A 16963-nucleotide genomic window follows, 5' to 3' on the forward strand; every position below is an offset into this window, starting at 1 on the left:
GAAAAAACGTGGCAAAGAATATTCAAGCCATTCGCGGCATGAACGATTATCTGCCTGGCGAAACCGCCATCTGGCAGCGCATTGAAAGCACCCTAAAAAACGTGCTCGGCAGCTACGGTTACAGTGAAATCCGTTTGCCGATTGTAGAGCAGACCCCGTTATTTAAACGCGCGATCGGCGAAGTGACCGACGTGGTTGAAAAAGAGATGTACACCTTTGACGATCGTAATGGCGATAGCCTGACATTGCGTCCTGAAGGTACGGCGGGCTGCGTACGCGCCGGCATCGAACATGGTCTTCTGTACAATCAGGAACAGCGCTTGTGGTACGTCGGGCCGATGTTCCGCTACGAGCGTCCGCAGAAAGGGCGCTACCGTCAGTTCCATCAGCTGGGTGTTGAAGTGTTTGGCCTGCAAGGTCCGGATATCGACGCTGAGCTGATTATGCTAACCGCACGCTGGTGGCGTGAATTGGGCATTGCTCAGCACGTCGCACTTGAGCTTAACTCCATCGGCTCGCTGGAAGCGCGTGCGACCTATCGCGATGCGCTGGTGGCGTTCCTGGAACAGCATAAAGATAAGCTGGACGAAGACTGCCTGCGTCGCATGTACACCAACCCGCTGCGGGTGCTGGATACCAAAAATCAGGACATTCAGGCTCTGCTGAACGATGCGCCGAAACTGGGTGATTATCTGGATGAAGCGTCCCGCGAACACTTTGCCGGTCTTTGCGCTTTCCTGGATGCGGCAGGTATTGCCTACACCGTGAACCAGCGTCTGGTGCGTGGTCTGGACTATTACAACCGTACCGTTTTCGAATGGGTGACGACCAGTCTTGGCGCCCAGGGCACCGTCTGTGCTGGCGGTCGTTATGACGGTCTGGTTGAGCAACTGGGCGGTCGCGCCACCCCGGCGGTGGGCTTCGCGATGGGCCTTGAACGTCTTGTTTTGTTAGTTCAGGCAGTTAATCCGGAATTTAAAGCAGAATCCGTTGTCGATATATACCTGGTGGCGTCTGGTGCCAATACGCAATCCGCTGCGATGCAGTTGGGTGAACAGGTACGCGATGCGTTACCTGGCGTACGGCTGATGATGAACCACGGCGGCGGCAATTTCAAAAAACAGTTTGCCCGTGCAGATAAGTGGGGCGCTCGCGTCGCACTGGTGCTTGGCGAATCTGAAATCGCCGACGGTAATGTTGTGGTGAAGGATTTACGCTCTGGTGAGCAGAGTACGATAACGCAGGACAGCGTTGCGGCGCATTTGCGCACACTACTGGGCTAATCTCCCCGGTGAATTATCGTTAAGGAGAAGGACTGCGTGGAAATTTACGAAAACGAAAACGACCAGGTAGACGCGATTAAGCGCTTCTTTGCCGAGAACGGCAAAGCGCTGGCAGTTGGCGTTGTTTTGGGTATTGGTGCGCTGGTTGGCTGGCGCTACTGGACCAGTCATCAGGCAGACACAGCAAAAGTCTCATCGCAAGCCTATGAAAACGCGATCTCCGCGCTTCAGGCTGACAAACCAGAAACGTTCGCAGCGGCGGAGAAATTCGCAGCTGACAACAAAAACACTTACGGTGCGTTAGCGTCGCTGGAACTTGCGCAGCAGTACGTTGAGAAAAACGAACTGGATAAAGCCGCCGCTCAGTTGCAGCAGGGGCTTACAGCAACCAGCGATGAGAATCTGAAATCGATGATCAACGTGCGTCTGGCCCGTGTCCAGGTTCAACTGAAACAGCAAGATGTTGCGTTGAAAACGCTGGATGCCGTAAAAGGCGACAGCTGGGCAGCTATCGTGGCTGATTTGCGCGGCGAAGCACTGCTGAGCAAAGGTGATAAACAAGGTGCGCGCACCGCATGGGAAAACGGCATTAAAAACAATGCTTCCCCTGCGTTGAGTGAAATGATGCAAATGAAAATTAATAATTTGTCCATCTAAGAGGGACCCGATGCAATTGCGTAAATTACTTCTGCCAGGACTGCTTTCTGTCACGCTATTGAGCGGTTGTTCCCTGTTCAGCGGCGAAGAAGATGTTGTCAAAATGTCCCCGCTGCCGGTGGTTGAAAACCAGTTTACGCCGTCAACGGCGTGGAGCACCTCCATCGGCAACGGTATCGGCGACTTCTACTCTAATCTGCATCCGGCGTTTGCCGACGGTGTGGTATATGCTGCCGATCGCCACGGCGTGGTGAAAGCGGTGCATGCTGAAGATGGTCGTGAAGTGTGGTCGGTGAATCTGGCCGAAAAAGATGGCTGGTTCTCTACTCGCTCAGCACAGTTGTCCGGCGGTGTGACCGTTTCTGGTGGTCATGTGTACGTGGGCAGCGAAAAAGCCCGTGTTTATGCGCTGAACACCAGCGACGGCTCTGTCGCCTGGCAGAGTAAAGTGGCGGGTGAAGCGCTTTCTCGTCCGGTTATCAGCGACGGTCTGGTGTTAATCCATACCAGCAACGGTCAGTTGCAGGCGCTGAATGAAAGTGATGGTGCGGTGAAATGGACCGTTAACCTGGATATGCCAGCGCTCTCTCTGCGCGGTGAATCTGCCCCGACGGCTGCCTTTGGTGCAGCCATTGTGGGTGGCGACAACGGTCGCGTGAGCGCGGTGCTGATGCAGCAAGGGCAGATGATCTGGCAACAACGTATCTCCCAGGCAAACGGCCCGACTGAAATCGACCGCCTGAGCGATGTCGATACGACGCCGGTTGTAGTGAATGGCGTGGTGTACGCGCTGGCCTACAACGGCAACATGACGGCACTGGATCTGCGCAGCGGCCAGATCATGTGGAAACGTGAACTGGGCTCGGTGAGCGACTTCATCGTTGACGGTAACCGTATCTATCTTATCGATCAGAATGACCGTGTTCTGGCACTTACCACCGACGGTGGCGTGACCCTCTGGACACAAAGCGATCTGCTGCACCGTAACCTTACCGCTCCGGCGTTGTATAATGGTTACATAGTGACAGGCGATAGCGAAGGTTATGTTCACTGGATTAACGTTGAAGATGGCCGCTTTGTGGCGCAGCAGAAAGTCGACAGTTCCGGCTTCCTGACCGAGCCGGTGGTTGCCGATGGCAAACTGCTGATCCAGGCAAAAGACGGTACGCTGTACGCCATCACGCGTTAATCGCGCTGAGGTTGTCGTTCCTGAAGACGGCTCCTGTTGCAGGAGCCGTTTTCCTGTTTTTAAAACGCTGCGTCAATCGCGACGTTTTGCTAATGAATTTTCTGTAATGAGGCTTCAAACATGGTACCTGTGGTCGCGCTTGTCGGGCGCCCTAACGTTGGAAAATCCACGCTATTTAACCGTTTAACACGCACCCGTGATGCGCTGGTAGCGGATTTCCCGGGTCTGACTCGTGACCGTAAGTACGGTCGTGCTGAAGTGGAAGGCCGCGAATTTATCTGCATCGATACCGGCGGTATCGACGGCACCGAAGATGGCGTAGAAACCCGCATGGCGGAACAGTCGCTGCTGGCGATTGAAGAAGCAGATGTGGTGCTGTTTATGGTGGACGCACGCGCGGGCCTGATGCCTGCCGACTCGGCCATTGCTAAGCATTTGCGTGCGCGTGAAAAACCGACCTTCCTGGTGGCGAACAAAACCGATGGTCTGGATCCTGACCAGGCCACGGCGGACTTCTACTCGCTGGGGCTGGGGGACATTTACGCTATTGCCGCATCGCATGGTCGCGGCGTAACCAGCCTGCTGGAACACGTGCTAATGCCGTGGATGGACGAACTGAACCCACCTGAAGAGGTGGACGAAGACGCGGAATACTGGGCGCAGTTCGAAGCCAGTGAAAACGGCGAACAAGAAGAGCCGGAAGATGACTTTAACCCGCAGGATCTGCCGATCAAGCTGGCTATTGTCGGGCGTCCGAACGTAGGTAAGTCCACACTCACTAACCGTATTCTGGGCGAAGACCGCGTGGTGGTGTACGACATGCCGGGCACCACCCGCGACAGCATCTACATTCCGATGCAGCGCGACGAACGTGAGTACGTACTGATTGACACCGCGGGTGTCCGCAAGCGCGGTAAAATCACCGACGTGGTAGAAAAGTTCTCCGTCATTAAAACGCTGCAGGCGATTGAAGACGCCAACGTGGTGTTGCTGGTGATCGATGCCCGCGAAGGCATCTCTGACCAGGATCTGTCGCTGCTGGGCTTTATTCTCAACAGCGGTCGCTCGCTGGTGATTGTTGTCAACAAGTGGGATGGCCTGAGTCAGGAAGTGAAAGAACAGGTGAAAGAGACGCTGGACTACCGTCTTGGCTTTATCGACTTTGCCCGCGTTCACTTTATCTCTGCCCTGCACGGCAGCGGCGTGGGTAACCTGTTTGAATCGGTACGTGAAGCTTACGACAGCTCCACTCGCCGTGTCAGCACCGCGATGCTGACCCGTATTATGACCATGGCGGCAGAAGATCATCAGCCTCCGCTGGTGCGTGGCCGCCGCGTGAAGCTGAAATATGCCCACGCCGGGGGTTACAACCCGCCGATTGTGGTGATCCACGGCAATCAGGTAAAAGACCTGCCGGATTCTTACAAGCGCTACCTGATGAACTACTTCCGCAAATCATTGGATGTGATGGGCACGCCAATCCGCATTCAGTTCAAAGAAGGGGAAAACCCGTTTGCGGAGAAACGTAACACCCTGACGCCGAACCAGATGCGTAAGCGTAAGCGCTTGATTAAGCACATCAAGAAAGGTAAGTAATCACTTGCTTAAAACCCGCCGTCCGGCGGGTTTTTTGTAAGTGGCGGTGTATGATAGAGGCAGTGAAACATAAAGGAGCGCAATATGGATCTGAAATGCCCAACCTGTCACAACCCGCTGGAACGTGTGGGAACACATGCCCATTGCCAGGTCTGCGACGTAAACCTTGAGCTCGAAGCCAGTTGCCCGGAGTGCCATCAGCCTCTGCAGGTATTAACCGCCTGTGGCGCGGTGGACTTTTTCTGCCAGCACGGACACGGGCTGATTTCTAAAAAACGCGTAGAATTTACCCTGTGTTAAGACTTGCAGATGCACTCTTCACCTTCGCGCCACAGCTCAACAAACGAGGGTGGCGCTTTGCTTTCCGGGATCAGCAGCAGCACGTTCGGTTGCGGCGAGGTCCAGGTGATTTGCAAACGGTAAAAGCGCTGATCGCCGCGCCCCGGCGATTCCGGCTGGCCGGGCGGTTGCCCCAGCGGTAACGCCTGATGCAGGATCTCAACCAGCCGCTGACGTTGCTCTTCACTGAGCTGGGCAATGATGATTTTGCGTTTGCCGCTCAGTTTCGGGACGTACGCCACCCCGCCTTCACGGGCTAACTCCACCACCGCATCGTCGGTTAATTCGGGTTCGTTCATCATAAAACTCCGACATCTTTCCACGCCTGTTCAATCGCTGCGGCGACTTTTTTACCGGAACGTTTTTCACCATGTTGAATGGTGAGCTTCGCGAACGTCGCAAAATCGGCGTTTTGCGCCAGCGATTTATCACAGACGGTATCGTACCAGGCGTACCCTGTTTGTTCCCAGGCATAACCGCCCACCGCCGTTGCCGCCAGGTAAAATGCGCGGTTAGGAATACCGGAATTCAGGTGGACGCCACCGTTGTCTTCACGGGTTTTGATAAAGTCTTTCATATGCGCAGGTTGCGGATCTTTCCCCAGCAGCGGATCGTCATAAGCGGTACCAGGCTTAGACATTGAGCGTAACCCTTTGCCTTTAATGCCCTTTGCCAGCAACCCTTCGCCAATGATCCAGTCGGCCTGTTCGGCTGTCTGCTGCTGATGGTACTGCTTCACCAGCGAACCGAAGACATCCGATAACGACTCATTCAATGCACCCGCCTGCTCAAAATAGATTAAGTTGGCTTCCGTTTCTGTGACGCCGTGGCTGAGTTCATGCGCCACCACATCAATAGCAATGGTAAAACGGTTGAAGATCTCACCGTCGCCATCGCCAAACACCATCTGCTGACCGTTCCAGAAGGCGTTTTGATACTCTTTACCGTAATGCACGGTACCGCTGAGGATCAGCCCCTGGTTATCCAGGGAGTTTCGCTGGTAAACCTGCCAGAAGAAATCATGTGTGACGCCAAGATAGTCATAGGCTTCATCCACCGCGACATCACCGTTTGACGGCTGGCCTTCATAGCGCACCTGCTCGCCGGGCAGTGTCTCTTTTTGTTGCGCGTCATAAATATCGCGTACCAGTTCACCGGGCGACGTCACCAACGGCGCATCGACTTTACCATGGCTGTGCGCCATCAATGTTTGCACGTGAGTTAAGGTCTGGCGGGCGTTACGTTGTTGTAGCTCAGAACCATTATCAATAATGCGACGAAGAAGGTAGGGCGGAATAACACAATGCAGCGGGCGTGAATTCATGTTGATCTCCTTGATAAACACCAAAAGGAACAACAAAAGTATAGGTTCGCCTGAGGTAATGATCGTACAAATTAGGAGGATTTACGCTGGCGCGGTTTTCTCGCGGGCTTGATAGCCCTGACTTCGCTCTCTACCCAGCCATCGTTCAGCCGTGTCATTAACGCGTCGCCTGCTTTTACCTGTTTTGTCTGTTTCAGCACTTTGCCGTCGGTTGCCGTGGTCACGCTATAGCCGCGCGCCAGAGTTGCCAGCGGGCTGACTGCTTCCAGGTGAGTGATGGCCGTTCCAAAACGCTCGCGTGTGCTGCTTAAGCGGTCTCGAATGTTCTGACTAAGGCGGTACTCCAGCTGCTGCACGCGGGTTTGCGCCCGATGAATTCGCGGTTGGGGGTTTTGCTGGTTCAGGCGTTGTAAGAGGCGTTGCTGGCGCACAGAGGAACGCTTTAGCTGGTTATCCAGCGCGTTGTGCATGCGTTGTTGCAGGCGTTCAAGCACGGTTTGCTGACGCGCCAGCCTCAATTGCGGATGCTGCTGTTGCAGGCGATGATTCAACTGCGCAAAGCGGCGGCTGCGGCCCGCGAGGTAATAATCCATCGCCATTTCGAGGCGCTGCTGCATCGCCTGCACCTGGCGCAATAGCTCCAGCTGATTACGGCTGACGATTTCCGCTGCCGCAGAAGGCGTCGGCGCACGCAGATCGGCGACAAAATCGGCAATCGTCACATCGGTTTCATGCCCGACAGCGCTGACCACTGGAATACGGCTGGCAAAAATCGCCCGCGCCACGCGCTCGTCGTTAAAACTCCATAAATCTTCCAGCGAACCACCGCCACGCCCAACAATCAGCACATCGCATTCCTGCCGCGCATTCGCCAGTTCGATGGCTCGCACAATTTGTGCGGGGGCGTCTTCGCCCTGTACCGCAGTAGGGTAAATCACCACCGGCAGCGACGGATCGCGGCGTTTCAGCACATGCAGAATATCGTGCAGCGCAGCGCCCGTTTTCGAGGTGATCACGCCTATACAGTACGCAGGTGAGGGGAGCGGTTGTTTAAACTGCTGATCAAACAGCCCTTCGGCAGCAAGTTTTGCTTTAAGCTGCTCGTACTTCTGTTGCAGTAAACCTTCGCCCGCCGGTTGCATGCTTTCGACCACCACCTGGTATTCACCACGTGGCTCATACAGGGTGATATTGGCGCGAACCAGCACTTGCTGGCCGTGCTGCGGGCGGAAAGTGACACGGCGGTTGCTGTTACGGAACATCGCGCATCGCACCTGGGCGGTGTCGTCTTTTAACGTGAAGTACCAGTGCCCGGAAGAAGGTTGGGTAAAGTTGGAGATTTCGCCGCTGATCCATACCTGGCCAAGTTCGCGTTCCAGCAGTAAGCGCACCGACTGATTCAGGCGGCTGACGGTATAAATGGAAGGGGACTGGAACGATGACATGTGAGCCAGATCAAATTCTAAATCAGCAGGTTATTCAGTCGATAGTAACCCGATACGAGGGGATAGCAAGTATTTTTCTCAAAAAAGTGTGGATGCAATCGGTTACGCTCTGTATAATGCCACGGCAATATTTAACCCCCCAGGTCAGAGATATTGCCCATGCTACGTATTGCTAAAGAAGCACTGACGTTTGACGACGTCCTCCTCGTTCCCGCTCACTCCACCGTTCTGCCGAATACTGCCGACTTGAGCACGCAGCTCACCAAAACCATTCGCCTGAACATTCCTATGCTCTCTGCGGCGATGGATACCGTGACCGAAGCGCGCCTGGCGATTGCCCTGGCACAGGAAGGCGGCATTGGCTTTATTCACAAAAACATGTCAATTGAGCGCCAGGCAGACGAAGTTCGCCGCGTGAAGAAACATGAATCCGGCGTGGTTAAAGATCCACAGACCGTGCTGCCAACTACCACCCTGCGCGAAGTCAAAGAACTGACCGAACGTAACGGCTTTGCCGGTTACCCGGTTGTCAACGGCGACAACGAACTGGTCGGCATCATCACCGGTCGTGACGTGCGTTTCGTGACCGACCTGAACCAGCCAGTCAGCGTTTATATGACGCCGAAAGAGCGCCTGGTGACCGTTCGTGAAGGCGAATCCCGCGAAGTGGTCTTCGCTAAAATGCACGAAAAACGCGTTGAAAAAGCGCTGGTTGTGGACGAGAGTTTCCACCTGCGCGGCATGATCACCGTTAAAGACTTCCAGAAAGCAGAACGTAAACCAAACGCCTGTAAAGATGAGCAGGGTCGCCTGCGTGTTGGCGCGGCAGTTGGTGCGGGTGCTGGCAACGAAGAGCGCGTCGATGCACTGGTTGCCGCAGGCGTTGACGTCCTGCTGATCGACTCCTCTCACGGCCACTCCGAAGGCGTGTTGCAGCGCATTCGCGAAACCCGCGCAAAATACCCGGATCTGCAAATCATTGGCGGTAACGTCGCGACTGGCGCAGGTGCACGTGCGCTGGCTGAAGCAGGCGTGAGCGCGGTGAAAGTCGGTATCGGCCCTGGCTCCATCTGTACTACCCGGATCGTGACGGGTGTGGGCGTTCCGCAGATCACCGCTGTTTCCGACGCCGTTGAAGCGCTGGAAGGTACTGGCATTCCGGTTATCGCCGATGGCGGTATCCGTTTCTCTGGCGACATCGCCAAAGCTATCGCCGCTGGCGCAGCCGCTGTGATGGTTGGCTCTATGCTGGCGGGCACCGAAGAATCCCCGGGCGAAATCGAACTCTACCAGGGCCGCTCTTACAAATCCTACCGTGGCATGGGTTCCCTGGGCGCGATGTCCAAAGGCTCTTCTGACCGCTACTTCCAGAGCGATAACGCCGCCGACAAGCTGGTGCCGGAAGGCATTGAAGGCCGCGTTGCTTATAAAGGCCGCCTGAAAGAGATCATCCACCAGCAGATGGGCGGCCTGCGTTCCTGTATGGGGCTGACCGGCTGTGGTACTATCGACGACCTGCGCACCAAAGCGGAATTTGTGCGCATCAGCGGTGCGGGTATCCAGGAAAGTCACGTTCACGACGTGACCATCACCAAAGAATCCCCGAACTACCGCATGGGTTCTTAATGATTTTCGCGCCCGGTTTTACCGGGCGCTTTCGTAACTTGCCTCGGAAGTAGCGTCAATGACGGACAACATTCATAAACATCGTATTCTGATCCTCGACTTCGGTTCCCAGTACACCCAGCTGGTTGCGCGCCGCGTGCGTGAACTGGGCGTTTACTGCGAACTGTGGGCGTGGGATGTCACCGAAGCGCAGATCCGCGACTTCAATCCAAGCGGCATCATCCTTTCCGGCGGCCCGGAAAGCACCACCGAAGACAACAGCCCGCGTGCACCGCAGTATGTGTTTGAAGCAGGCGTGCCGGTGCTTGGCGTGTGCTACGGCATGCAGACCATGGCCATGCAGCTGGGCGGCCACGTTGAAGGTTCTAACGAACGTGAATTCGGTTATGCGCAGGTTGAAGTTCAGACCGACAGCGCGCTGATCAGCGGTATTGAAGATTCGCTGACCGCAGACGGCAAAGTATTGCTGGACGTGTGGATGAGCCACGGCGACAAAGTAACGGCGATCCCGGCTGACTTTGTGACCGTTGCCAGCACCGAGACGTGCCCGTTCGCGATTATGGCGAACGAAGAAAAACGCTTCTACGGGGTGCAGTTCCACCCGGAAGTGACCCACACCCGCCAGGGCCTGCGTATGCTGGAGCGCTTTGTGCGCGACATCTGCCAGTGCGAAGCGCTGTGGACGCCGGCAAAAATCATTGATGATGCTGTTGAACGCATCCGCCAGCAGGTTGGCGACGACAAAGTCATCCTCGGCCTTTCCGGCGGTGTGGACTCCTCCGTGACGGCGATGCTGCTGCACCGCGCCATCGGCAAAAACCTGACCTGCGTCTTTGTGGACAACGGCCTGCTGCGCCTGAATGAAGCCCAACAGGTAATGGACATGTTTGGCGATCATTTCGGTCTGAATATTGTTCATGTTGAAGGCGAGTCCCGTTTCCTGGCCGCGCTGGCTGGCGAAAACGATCCGGAAGCGAAACGCAAAATCATTGGCCGCGTGTTCGTGGAAGTGTTCGACGAAGAAGCCCTGAAACTGGAAGACGTGAAATGGCTGGCGCAGGGCACCATTTACCCGGATGTGATCGAATCTGCTGCTTCGGCTACCGGTAAGGCGCACGTTATTAAGTCTCACCACAACGTGGGCGGCCTGCCGAAAGAGATGAAGATGGGCCTGGTTGAACCGCTGCGTGAGCTGTTCAAAGACGAAGTGCGTAAAATTGGTCTGGAACTGGGCCTGCCGTACGACATGCTGTACCGCCACCCATTCCCGGGCCCGGGCCTTGGTGTTCGCGTGCTGGGCGAAGTGAAGAAAGAGTACTGCGATCTGCTGCGTCGCGCCGATGCCATCTTTATTGAAGAGCTGCATAAAGCAGACCTCTACAACAAAGTGAGCCAGGCCTTCACCGTCTTCCTGCCGGTTCGCTCCGTAGGCGTGATGGGTGACGGTCGTAAATACGACTGGGTTGTCTCTCTACGTGCCGTCGAAACCATCGACTTTATGACCGCACACTGGGCGCACCTGCCGTACGATTTCCTCGGCCGTGTCTCCAACCGCATCATCAATGAAGTCAACGGTATCTCCCGCGTGGTATATGACATCAGCGGCAAACCGCCAGCTACCATTGAGTGGGAATAATGCTCCTTTAAGAAAGGTCTGGCATTAACAAGCACTAAATGATACCTAAGTCCGCGTAAATGCGGACTTTTTTTGTTTTTGGCTTAGCCATTTTTGGTAATGTCTGGCAACGCCAAGCACGGTTTGACCTTGGTATTTTGATGGGTATGATTCATTGGTAATGCCATGGATTACGCCCGATACCATGCTGAGTGTTTGTAATGGGGCATGGTATTAAATTTTCATATCTTTCTGTTTTATAAGCATTAACCTCCAGTTATTTAGAGATTTTTCAGCATGGTATCAAACAAGAATAATAGGATGAAACATGCTGACTGATACTAAGCTACGCAATCTCAAACCCAAGGATAAACTTTACAAAGTCAATGACCGTGATGGCCTCTATGTTGCCGTCACAACCGCAGGGTCTATCTCCTTCCGCTACAACTATTCGATCAATGGCAGGCAAGAAACCATAACCTTTGGCCGCTACGGAGTAGGAGGCATAACGTTAGCTGAAGCACGTGAGCGTCTCAATGAAGCGAAGCGAATGGTTACTGATGGAAAGTCTCCGGCCAAAGAGAAAGCTCGTGCTAAGGCGAGAACGAAAGGTGCTGAAACCTTTGGTGCCTGGGCTCAGAAATGGCTGCGTGGCTATCAGATGGCCGACTCCACCCGGGATATGCGTCGCTCAGTCTATGCCCGAGAGCTAGAGGGGAAATTTGGCAACCAAAAGCTCACAGAAATTACCCATGAAGACTTGAGAGCACTTACTGATGCGATAGTGGAGAGAGGAGCACCTGCAACAGCAGTGCATACGCGCGATATTGTGCTCCAGGTATACCGATGGGCAATAGAAAGAGGGCAGAAAGTCGAGAATCCCGCTGATTTGGTACGGCCTGCAAGTATCGCTCGATTTGAGCCGAGAGACCGAACATTAACGCCGGTTGAGATCGGTTTGATGTACCGGTACATGGAAAAAGTAGGAACAACTCCTCAGATTCGTGCTGCGGTAAAGCTTCTTTTGTTGACTATGGTACGTAAAAGCGAATTAACTAATGCAACCTGGAATGAAATTAACTTTACTGAAGCGTTGTGGACGATCCCTAAGGAGCGAATGAAACGGCGTAACCCACACTTGGTATTTTTGTCTCGCCAGGCTATGGATATTCTGATTGCTTTGAAAACATTTGCCGGTGGTTCTGACTACATTCTTCCTTCTCGTTATGATTCCGATGCTCCAATGAGCAGCGCGACGATGAACCGCGTAATGGCTTTAACATACAAGGCGGCGCAGAAAGAAGGCCAGTCACTCATTAAATTTGGACCTCATGATCTCCGTAGAACTGCGAGCACTCTGCTGCATGAGGCCGGATACAATACTGACTGGATAGAAAAATGCCTGGCACATGAACAAAAAGGGGTGAGGGCAGTATACAACAAAGCTGAATATCGAGAGCAAAGAACATCAATGCTACAGGATTGGGCTGATATGATAGATGAATGGGTTGCGTAATGTGTAAGAGCTTAGACTTAATCTGACACTCTTCGGAAAAAGCCAAACTAAATTTGACAGGCAGTTCTGTGCCAGTGGCGGACGTTGCTAAATGCGTAGTGTGTTAATCTGAAGGGCGCAGGTCAACCGGGCAGATAGCAAGAACTGAAAGGTTGCCTCTGTGGGGGCAAACATGCACGACTTGCAGTGGTTAAAACTGCTAAAACAGTTTAATCGGAGATGAAAATCAAAGGTAGCAGCATAACTACCATCATCTTGCCCTTTGTCATGTGAAAACGTGAAAACTCGGTAGACTCCGTTCACCGCCACCTCGCCTACACGAGAAAGGCAGCGGTTATTGGTGGATCTGGATACATGGATCGCTTGGGTGGCTCCTGCGAATCACTATTCTGACTTCAAGCTGATACTAATCAAAGGCCACTTATTGTGGCCTTTTCTCAAAATTAGGGATCCCTATGAAAAATGTTCTGGTGTTCTTCAATCGACAGCCGGTGGTGGTTGTCAGGGTTGTAGATGGCACTACCACAATACTCCGTGAATACCCGAATGGTGAGGAAGCTCACCTTAAGATTATGTATGCGGGAGTTCATTCGCTAACTGGCGATCATACTGAGTTTTGTGTTGCCTCAGACAGAGAGGTTACATCACATGAAATCGTCGAAGCTGCAAACAAACTTTTGAAATAGCTTGAGCTGGTTAATTTCTGAAATTAAAAAAAAGCCCTCTAAGCGAAGGCAATCTTGAGGTACAGCATCGGTTCTTATTTTCAGTTCCCTCAGCTCCCGCTGAAGGTGTGGACTCATCCATAAGTCATTCCCTGGGTCGGGGTGCGCATCCTTTAAGAGCCTCTCCAAGTGTGGTCTACAAACCATTTACAACAAGCGTAAGCGGAAGAATTAATTCAAAAAAGTTTTATTAACGGCAGAGGAATGATTATTACGACATTACAACAGGCATTCACTGTGGGTCTGCGATAATGCCAGGAAAAAATCTGTCAAGCGTCGGCTGTGGCTCGACATCAGATGTCCTGCGAACGAGGCGACCGGCATCGGCGGCGTGGGTATTGCAACCAACTCCCGATTTACCGGTGGCGTGAGGGAGGATTCCTGAGCGCACTCATGGAAGATACCCTATGATTTATAAAAGGTTGGGTATGAAAAAGGAGTACATATATGAAACCAGAAGAACTGGAGCGTAAAGCTGAGCAAGAAATTTCTGCTCTTATTACTAAAAAAATCGCTGAGCTACGGAAAAAAACAGGCAAAGAAGTTTCTGAGATCGAGTTTATACCGAGTGAGACCATGTCCGGTCTTGAGGGGTATAAAGTAAAAATAAAGCTTATGTAAAATAAATAGGTCGCTTAGGCGGCCTTTTTTTATTGCTCCCAATTGACCTGATCCCCATTTATTAACACGCGTCATCAACTATGGGATAAATTACGAACTTCTGCTGTTCGTTCTGAGCAGACATGGCTACCCCCTGATCGACTTTTTCGTGCCAAAAGCGGACATCGCTAACGTCGCGATGTGCTAACCAACAGGGAACAGGTCAAAGCTATGTCAGCTGCAGACATCAAATGATAGGCTGCATTAATATACCGATAAAAGCTTCATGATGATGTGGAGTTGGCTATTTTAAAACACTTATACCGGAATGCTCCGCTTGATAAGCATCGGTATATGTTTCAATAATTATTTATGGTTTATCGAGTCTGGAAATAAATAATTTTTGCCGCTACAGAAATGACCTAATAATCAGAAAGGTGATGTATACTATTTCTTTATAGATTACACTCATAATGTAGTTAAATTTAATCTTGAGGAATTTTATGTCAGACTTAATCAGCATACTTAATAACATTCGTTCTCTTCGTACACAAACACGTGACCTTTCACTTGGAGAACTTGAGGCTATCCTGGAAAAATTCAGCACCATTGTTTCCGAAATACGAAATACTACTGCTGCCAAAGCAGAAGAAGAAAGTGGACGAAAAGTCAAGCTGGAAAACCTTCGACAACTTATGCTCGCAGAAGGTATAGACCCGGAAGAATTAATGAAGTTTTCAGAAAATACAAGTAAAAAAAAGTCAACTCGTATTGTAAGGCCCGCTCGATACAAGTATTTAGATGAAAACAATAAGATTAAAACCTGGACGGGCCAGGGGCGCATGCCAAAAACAATAGCTAAACAAATGGCTGAAGGAAAAAAACTTGATGAATTCCTCATTTAAATCTTAAGCTGAGCATTAGGTTTTCTGACAACTACGTCGTGGCGTTTCTCTCGTATTGTTAGATGCTTGCGATTCAGCACAATTATAATCGTTGAATCGCTACGGATAATATCAATACCTCCGAGAGGTTGATAATATCGACGCCCATCGTCTATAACCAGCATTGCTGGTATAAAGAAAAAAAAGCCTGCATTTTAATGCAGGCTATCAAAGGTTTTTACGTACTTTTTTATTTTCTCATCTGATTTATACGGGAAAAGATAGTTTCTATAACCGCCAGTACACGATCAAACATGGATTAGAGGAATAAAAAACCTCACGGTTTGCTACAGATACTTTCTGGCAGCATCCAGTATTTCCTGTGATGTCAGTTCCCTGTCTGAAGCTACATGTACAATACCATGCTCTGTAGTCAACGAAGGAAAACCGGCAGACATTATCTGAAGATGTATTTCTTCACCGTTTGGGTACTCCTCACGGATAGAGGTAATACCTTTAAGAACATTGATAACCTTGCACGGTTCGGCATTAAAAAAAACAATAACTTTTTTCATATGCCACCATAATTTTGTTAACTGGTTGTTCTGGAGATACCTGTATCCGGACGTAAATATATATGTTCCCGTCATAATGACTTAATTAAACATCCATGAACGGGCTGTTCCAAAAATTGAGAACATATTTTAGCTGCGCCCAAAAGGCTCTCAACTTCCCATGCCCTATTGCAGTGATTTATTCAAATCAATACTACCATCCTAAAAAACTCACTCTTTCAAGGATGATGAGGGATAAAAGAATAATAATACCTGTTATGGGAATGTATTTTAGCAAAAAAACCACTTAAAATCGAAGAAGTGATGCTTGTGGAGGTTGTCTTACCTCTTACGCACTTTAATGTTTTTACAAGCAGTTAGCTTCTGCTTTTAGACTGTTCATGCAGCAGACCTGCACTTCATCACATCGGTCAGCACACTCATACATGAGCAAAAATGTACTAACCTGATGTTAAGAATAATCTGCCCTTCACTACCTTCACTAAATTAACCTATGGATCTGTCTACTCAGGAATGAACCCTCATCGTTGTCGCAGATCCACAAATATTTATTTATCGCAAAGTATTACGTTTGCAGCTGACGGGCCTTTATCACCCGCGTGTATTGCGAATTCAACTTTCTGGCCTTCAAATAAAGTTTTGAAGTTATCACCGTTAAGCGCAGAAAAATGAACAAAGATATCTTTGCTTCCATCGAGTGGAGAGATGAAACCAAAACCTTTGTCTTCGTTAAACCACTTTACCAGGCCTTTAATTCTTGAGGTCATACTGACTCCCGTTACACATTAGTATTGATAGTAAACGTATAGTATTAAGCGTATGGACTCAAAAGAAGGGGATATCAGCGATAGCGCCTGGTAATGAGGACTGCACGGAAAATGTTTTACGTTCGTTTGTACATCGAACTGATGAGTTCATTAAGGCACGGGGAGTTATAATAAGCAAATTATATTTTAGCCGTCCAGAGGGCCGAGAGGATAAATTAAAAGTGGCATTAAATTTATTTCAACGTATAGTTATTATGTGTTTTCAATAAAAGGAATTGACTTGTCCCGTAAAATGACAGGAATTGTCAAAAGTTTTGACAGTCTCAGTGGCAAAGGCCTCATCATCCCTTCAGATGGTCGAAAAGACGTTTTTCTTCACATTTCAGCCGTTAACTCCAGAGAATCAGAATTACTCATTCCAGGGATACGCATCGAATTTTGTCGGATCAACGGTCTCTGTGGTCCGGTGGCTGCAAACATCTATCTTTCCTGAAACAACGTCATCTCTCCCTGTGATATCCCACTATTGGAAAATTGATATGGGAGGAAAAATTAAATGATTAAATTTCAATCAAACGTGTTACGGTGAAGCTCATTCATTGAAAGGCTACTCATCATGTCTCTCATCGATTACGCAATGAAATTAATTGGTGGCTCATCGACGTCCTCTGTCATCTGCCCGGTTTGCGGCTTACGCTCATCTCAAATTCTCTCCAGAGTTCGCCGCCAACAGACAATGCTGTGCCCGGGTTGTAAGGCGCTGTTTGTCTTACCACACTCATCATGACACTCATCCACGCAGAAATCCGGTGTTCTATACTA

At 50.9% G+C, this 16963-nt stretch carries 18 protein-coding genes; 13 read left to right on the forward strand and 5 right to left on the reverse strand.

What is annotated here, in order from left to right; translation table 11 throughout:
* The first annotated feature begins 8 nt into the window (after positions 1-8).
* The 5 genes from hisS (at position 9) to ACUY4S_RS06255 (ending at position 5025) form a co-directional block, all read left to right on the forward strand.
* Entirely contained in the window at positions 9-1283 is a 1275-nt protein-coding gene (gene hisS / locus ACUY4S_RS06235; protein WP_458022225.1) for a histidine--tRNA ligase, read from the forward strand.
* Positions 1284-1319: 36 nt separating this feature from the next.
* Entirely contained in the window at positions 1320-1940 is a 621-nt protein-coding gene (locus tag ACUY4S_RS06240; protein WP_458022224.1) for a YfgM family protein, read from the forward strand.
* Between the two features lie 10 nt (positions 1941-1950).
* Positions 1951-3129, forward strand: coding sequence for an outer membrane protein assembly factor BamB (gene bamB, locus ACUY4S_RS06245; protein ID WP_458022223.1), 1179 nt, complete (start codon positions 1951-1953; stop codon positions 3127-3129).
* Positions 3130-3249: 120 nt separating this feature from the next.
* Positions 3250-4725, forward strand: a complete 1476-nt coding sequence (gene der / locus ACUY4S_RS06250; protein ID WP_312690659.1) for a ribosome biogenesis GTPase Der — start codon at positions 3250-3252, stop codon at positions 4723-4725.
* Positions 4726-4809: 84 nt separating this feature from the next.
* On the forward strand, positions 4810-5025 hold the full coding sequence (locus tag ACUY4S_RS06255; protein ID WP_458022222.1) for a zinc ribbon domain-containing protein: 216 nt from the start codon (positions 4810-4812) through the stop codon (positions 5023-5025).
* Here ACUY4S_RS06255 and ACUY4S_RS06260 read toward each other — a convergent pair.
* The 3 genes from ACUY4S_RS06260 to xseA form a co-directional block, all read right to left on the reverse strand.
* Positions 5022-5363 (reverse strand): protealysin inhibitor emfourin, encoded by a 342-nt coding sequence (locus ACUY4S_RS06260; RefSeq protein WP_458022252.1) that lies wholly within the window; start codon positions 5361-5363, stop codon positions 5022-5024. The genes ACUY4S_RS06255 and ACUY4S_RS06260 overlap by 4 nt on opposite strands.
* On the reverse strand, positions 5363-6388 hold the full coding sequence (locus tag ACUY4S_RS06265; RefSeq protein WP_458022221.1) for a M4 family metallopeptidase: 1026 nt from the start codon (positions 6386-6388) through the stop codon (positions 5363-5365). Before ACUY4S_RS06265 ends, ACUY4S_RS06260 begins: the two co-directional genes overlap by 1 nt.
* Positions 6389-6459: 71 nt before the next feature.
* Complete coding sequence (xseA, locus tag ACUY4S_RS06270) at positions 6460-7833, reverse strand: exodeoxyribonuclease VII large subunit (protein ID WP_458022220.1); 1374 nt, start codon at positions 7831-7833, stop codon at positions 6460-6462.
* A gap of 159 nt (positions 7834-7992) precedes the next feature.
* Between xseA and guaB the strand changes: the two genes are divergently transcribed.
* From guaB to ACUY4S_RS06300, 6 genes are all read left to right on the forward strand, one after another.
* Positions 7993-9459 carry an IMP dehydrogenase gene (gene guaB, locus ACUY4S_RS06275; RefSeq protein ID WP_312690651.1) on the forward strand — a complete coding sequence of 489 codons (1467 nt, stop codon included), beginning with the start codon at positions 7993-7995 and terminating at the stop codon, positions 9457-9459.
* A 58-nt stretch (positions 9460-9517) separates the two neighbouring features.
* Positions 9518-11095, forward strand: a complete 1578-nt coding sequence (guaA, locus tag ACUY4S_RS06280) for a glutamine-hydrolyzing GMP synthase (protein WP_312690649.1) — start codon at positions 9518-9520, stop codon at positions 11093-11095.
* 307 nt (positions 11096-11402) lie between these two features.
* Positions 11403-12590 (forward strand): tyrosine-type recombinase/integrase, encoded by a 1188-nt coding sequence (locus ACUY4S_RS06285; RefSeq protein ID WP_016246214.1) that lies wholly within the window; start codon positions 11403-11405, stop codon positions 12588-12590.
* Positions 12591-13045: 455 nt separating this feature from the next.
* Positions 13046-13276 (forward strand): hypothetical protein, encoded by a 231-nt coding sequence (locus ACUY4S_RS06290; protein ID WP_085007568.1) that lies wholly within the window; start codon positions 13046-13048, stop codon positions 13274-13276.
* 486 nt (positions 13277-13762) lie between these two features.
* Positions 13763-13936, forward strand: coding sequence for a GnsA/GnsB family addiction module toxin (locus ACUY4S_RS06295; protein ID WP_041852351.1), 174 nt, complete (start codon positions 13763-13765; stop codon positions 13934-13936).
* A 482-nt stretch (positions 13937-14418) separates the two neighbouring features.
* Positions 14419-14820, forward strand: coding sequence for an H-NS family histone-like protein (locus ACUY4S_RS06300; protein WP_458022219.1), 402 nt, complete (start codon positions 14419-14421; stop codon positions 14818-14820).
* Positions 14821-15146: 326 nt separating this feature from the next.
* Here the strand turns inward: ACUY4S_RS06300 and ACUY4S_RS06305 are convergent, their stop codons facing one another.
* A complete protein-coding gene (locus ACUY4S_RS06305; protein WP_045511129.1) occupies positions 15147-15374 on the reverse strand; it encodes a hypothetical protein in 228 nt (75 codons plus the stop codon).
* Positions 15375-15922: 548 nt separating this feature from the next.
* Complete coding sequence (locus tag ACUY4S_RS06310; protein WP_250353890.1) at positions 15923-16141, reverse strand: cold shock domain-containing protein; 219 nt, start codon at positions 16139-16141, stop codon at positions 15923-15925.
* A 280-nt stretch (positions 16142-16421) separates the two neighbouring features.
* On the opposite strand from ACUY4S_RS06310, the gene cspF reads away from it, so the two are divergent.
* Complete coding sequence (gene cspF / locus ACUY4S_RS06315) at positions 16422-16634, forward strand: cold shock-like protein CspF (protein WP_250353891.1); 213 nt, start codon at positions 16422-16424, stop codon at positions 16632-16634.
* Positions 16635-16778: 144 nt separating this feature from the next.
* Positions 16779-16928, forward strand: a complete 150-nt coding sequence (locus ACUY4S_RS06320) for a YnfU family zinc-binding protein (protein WP_229222950.1) — start codon at positions 16779-16781, stop codon at positions 16926-16928.
* The last annotated feature ends 35 nt before the right edge of the window (positions 16929-16963 follow it).

It is taken from the genome of Kosakonia beeri, assembly GCF_054165705.1.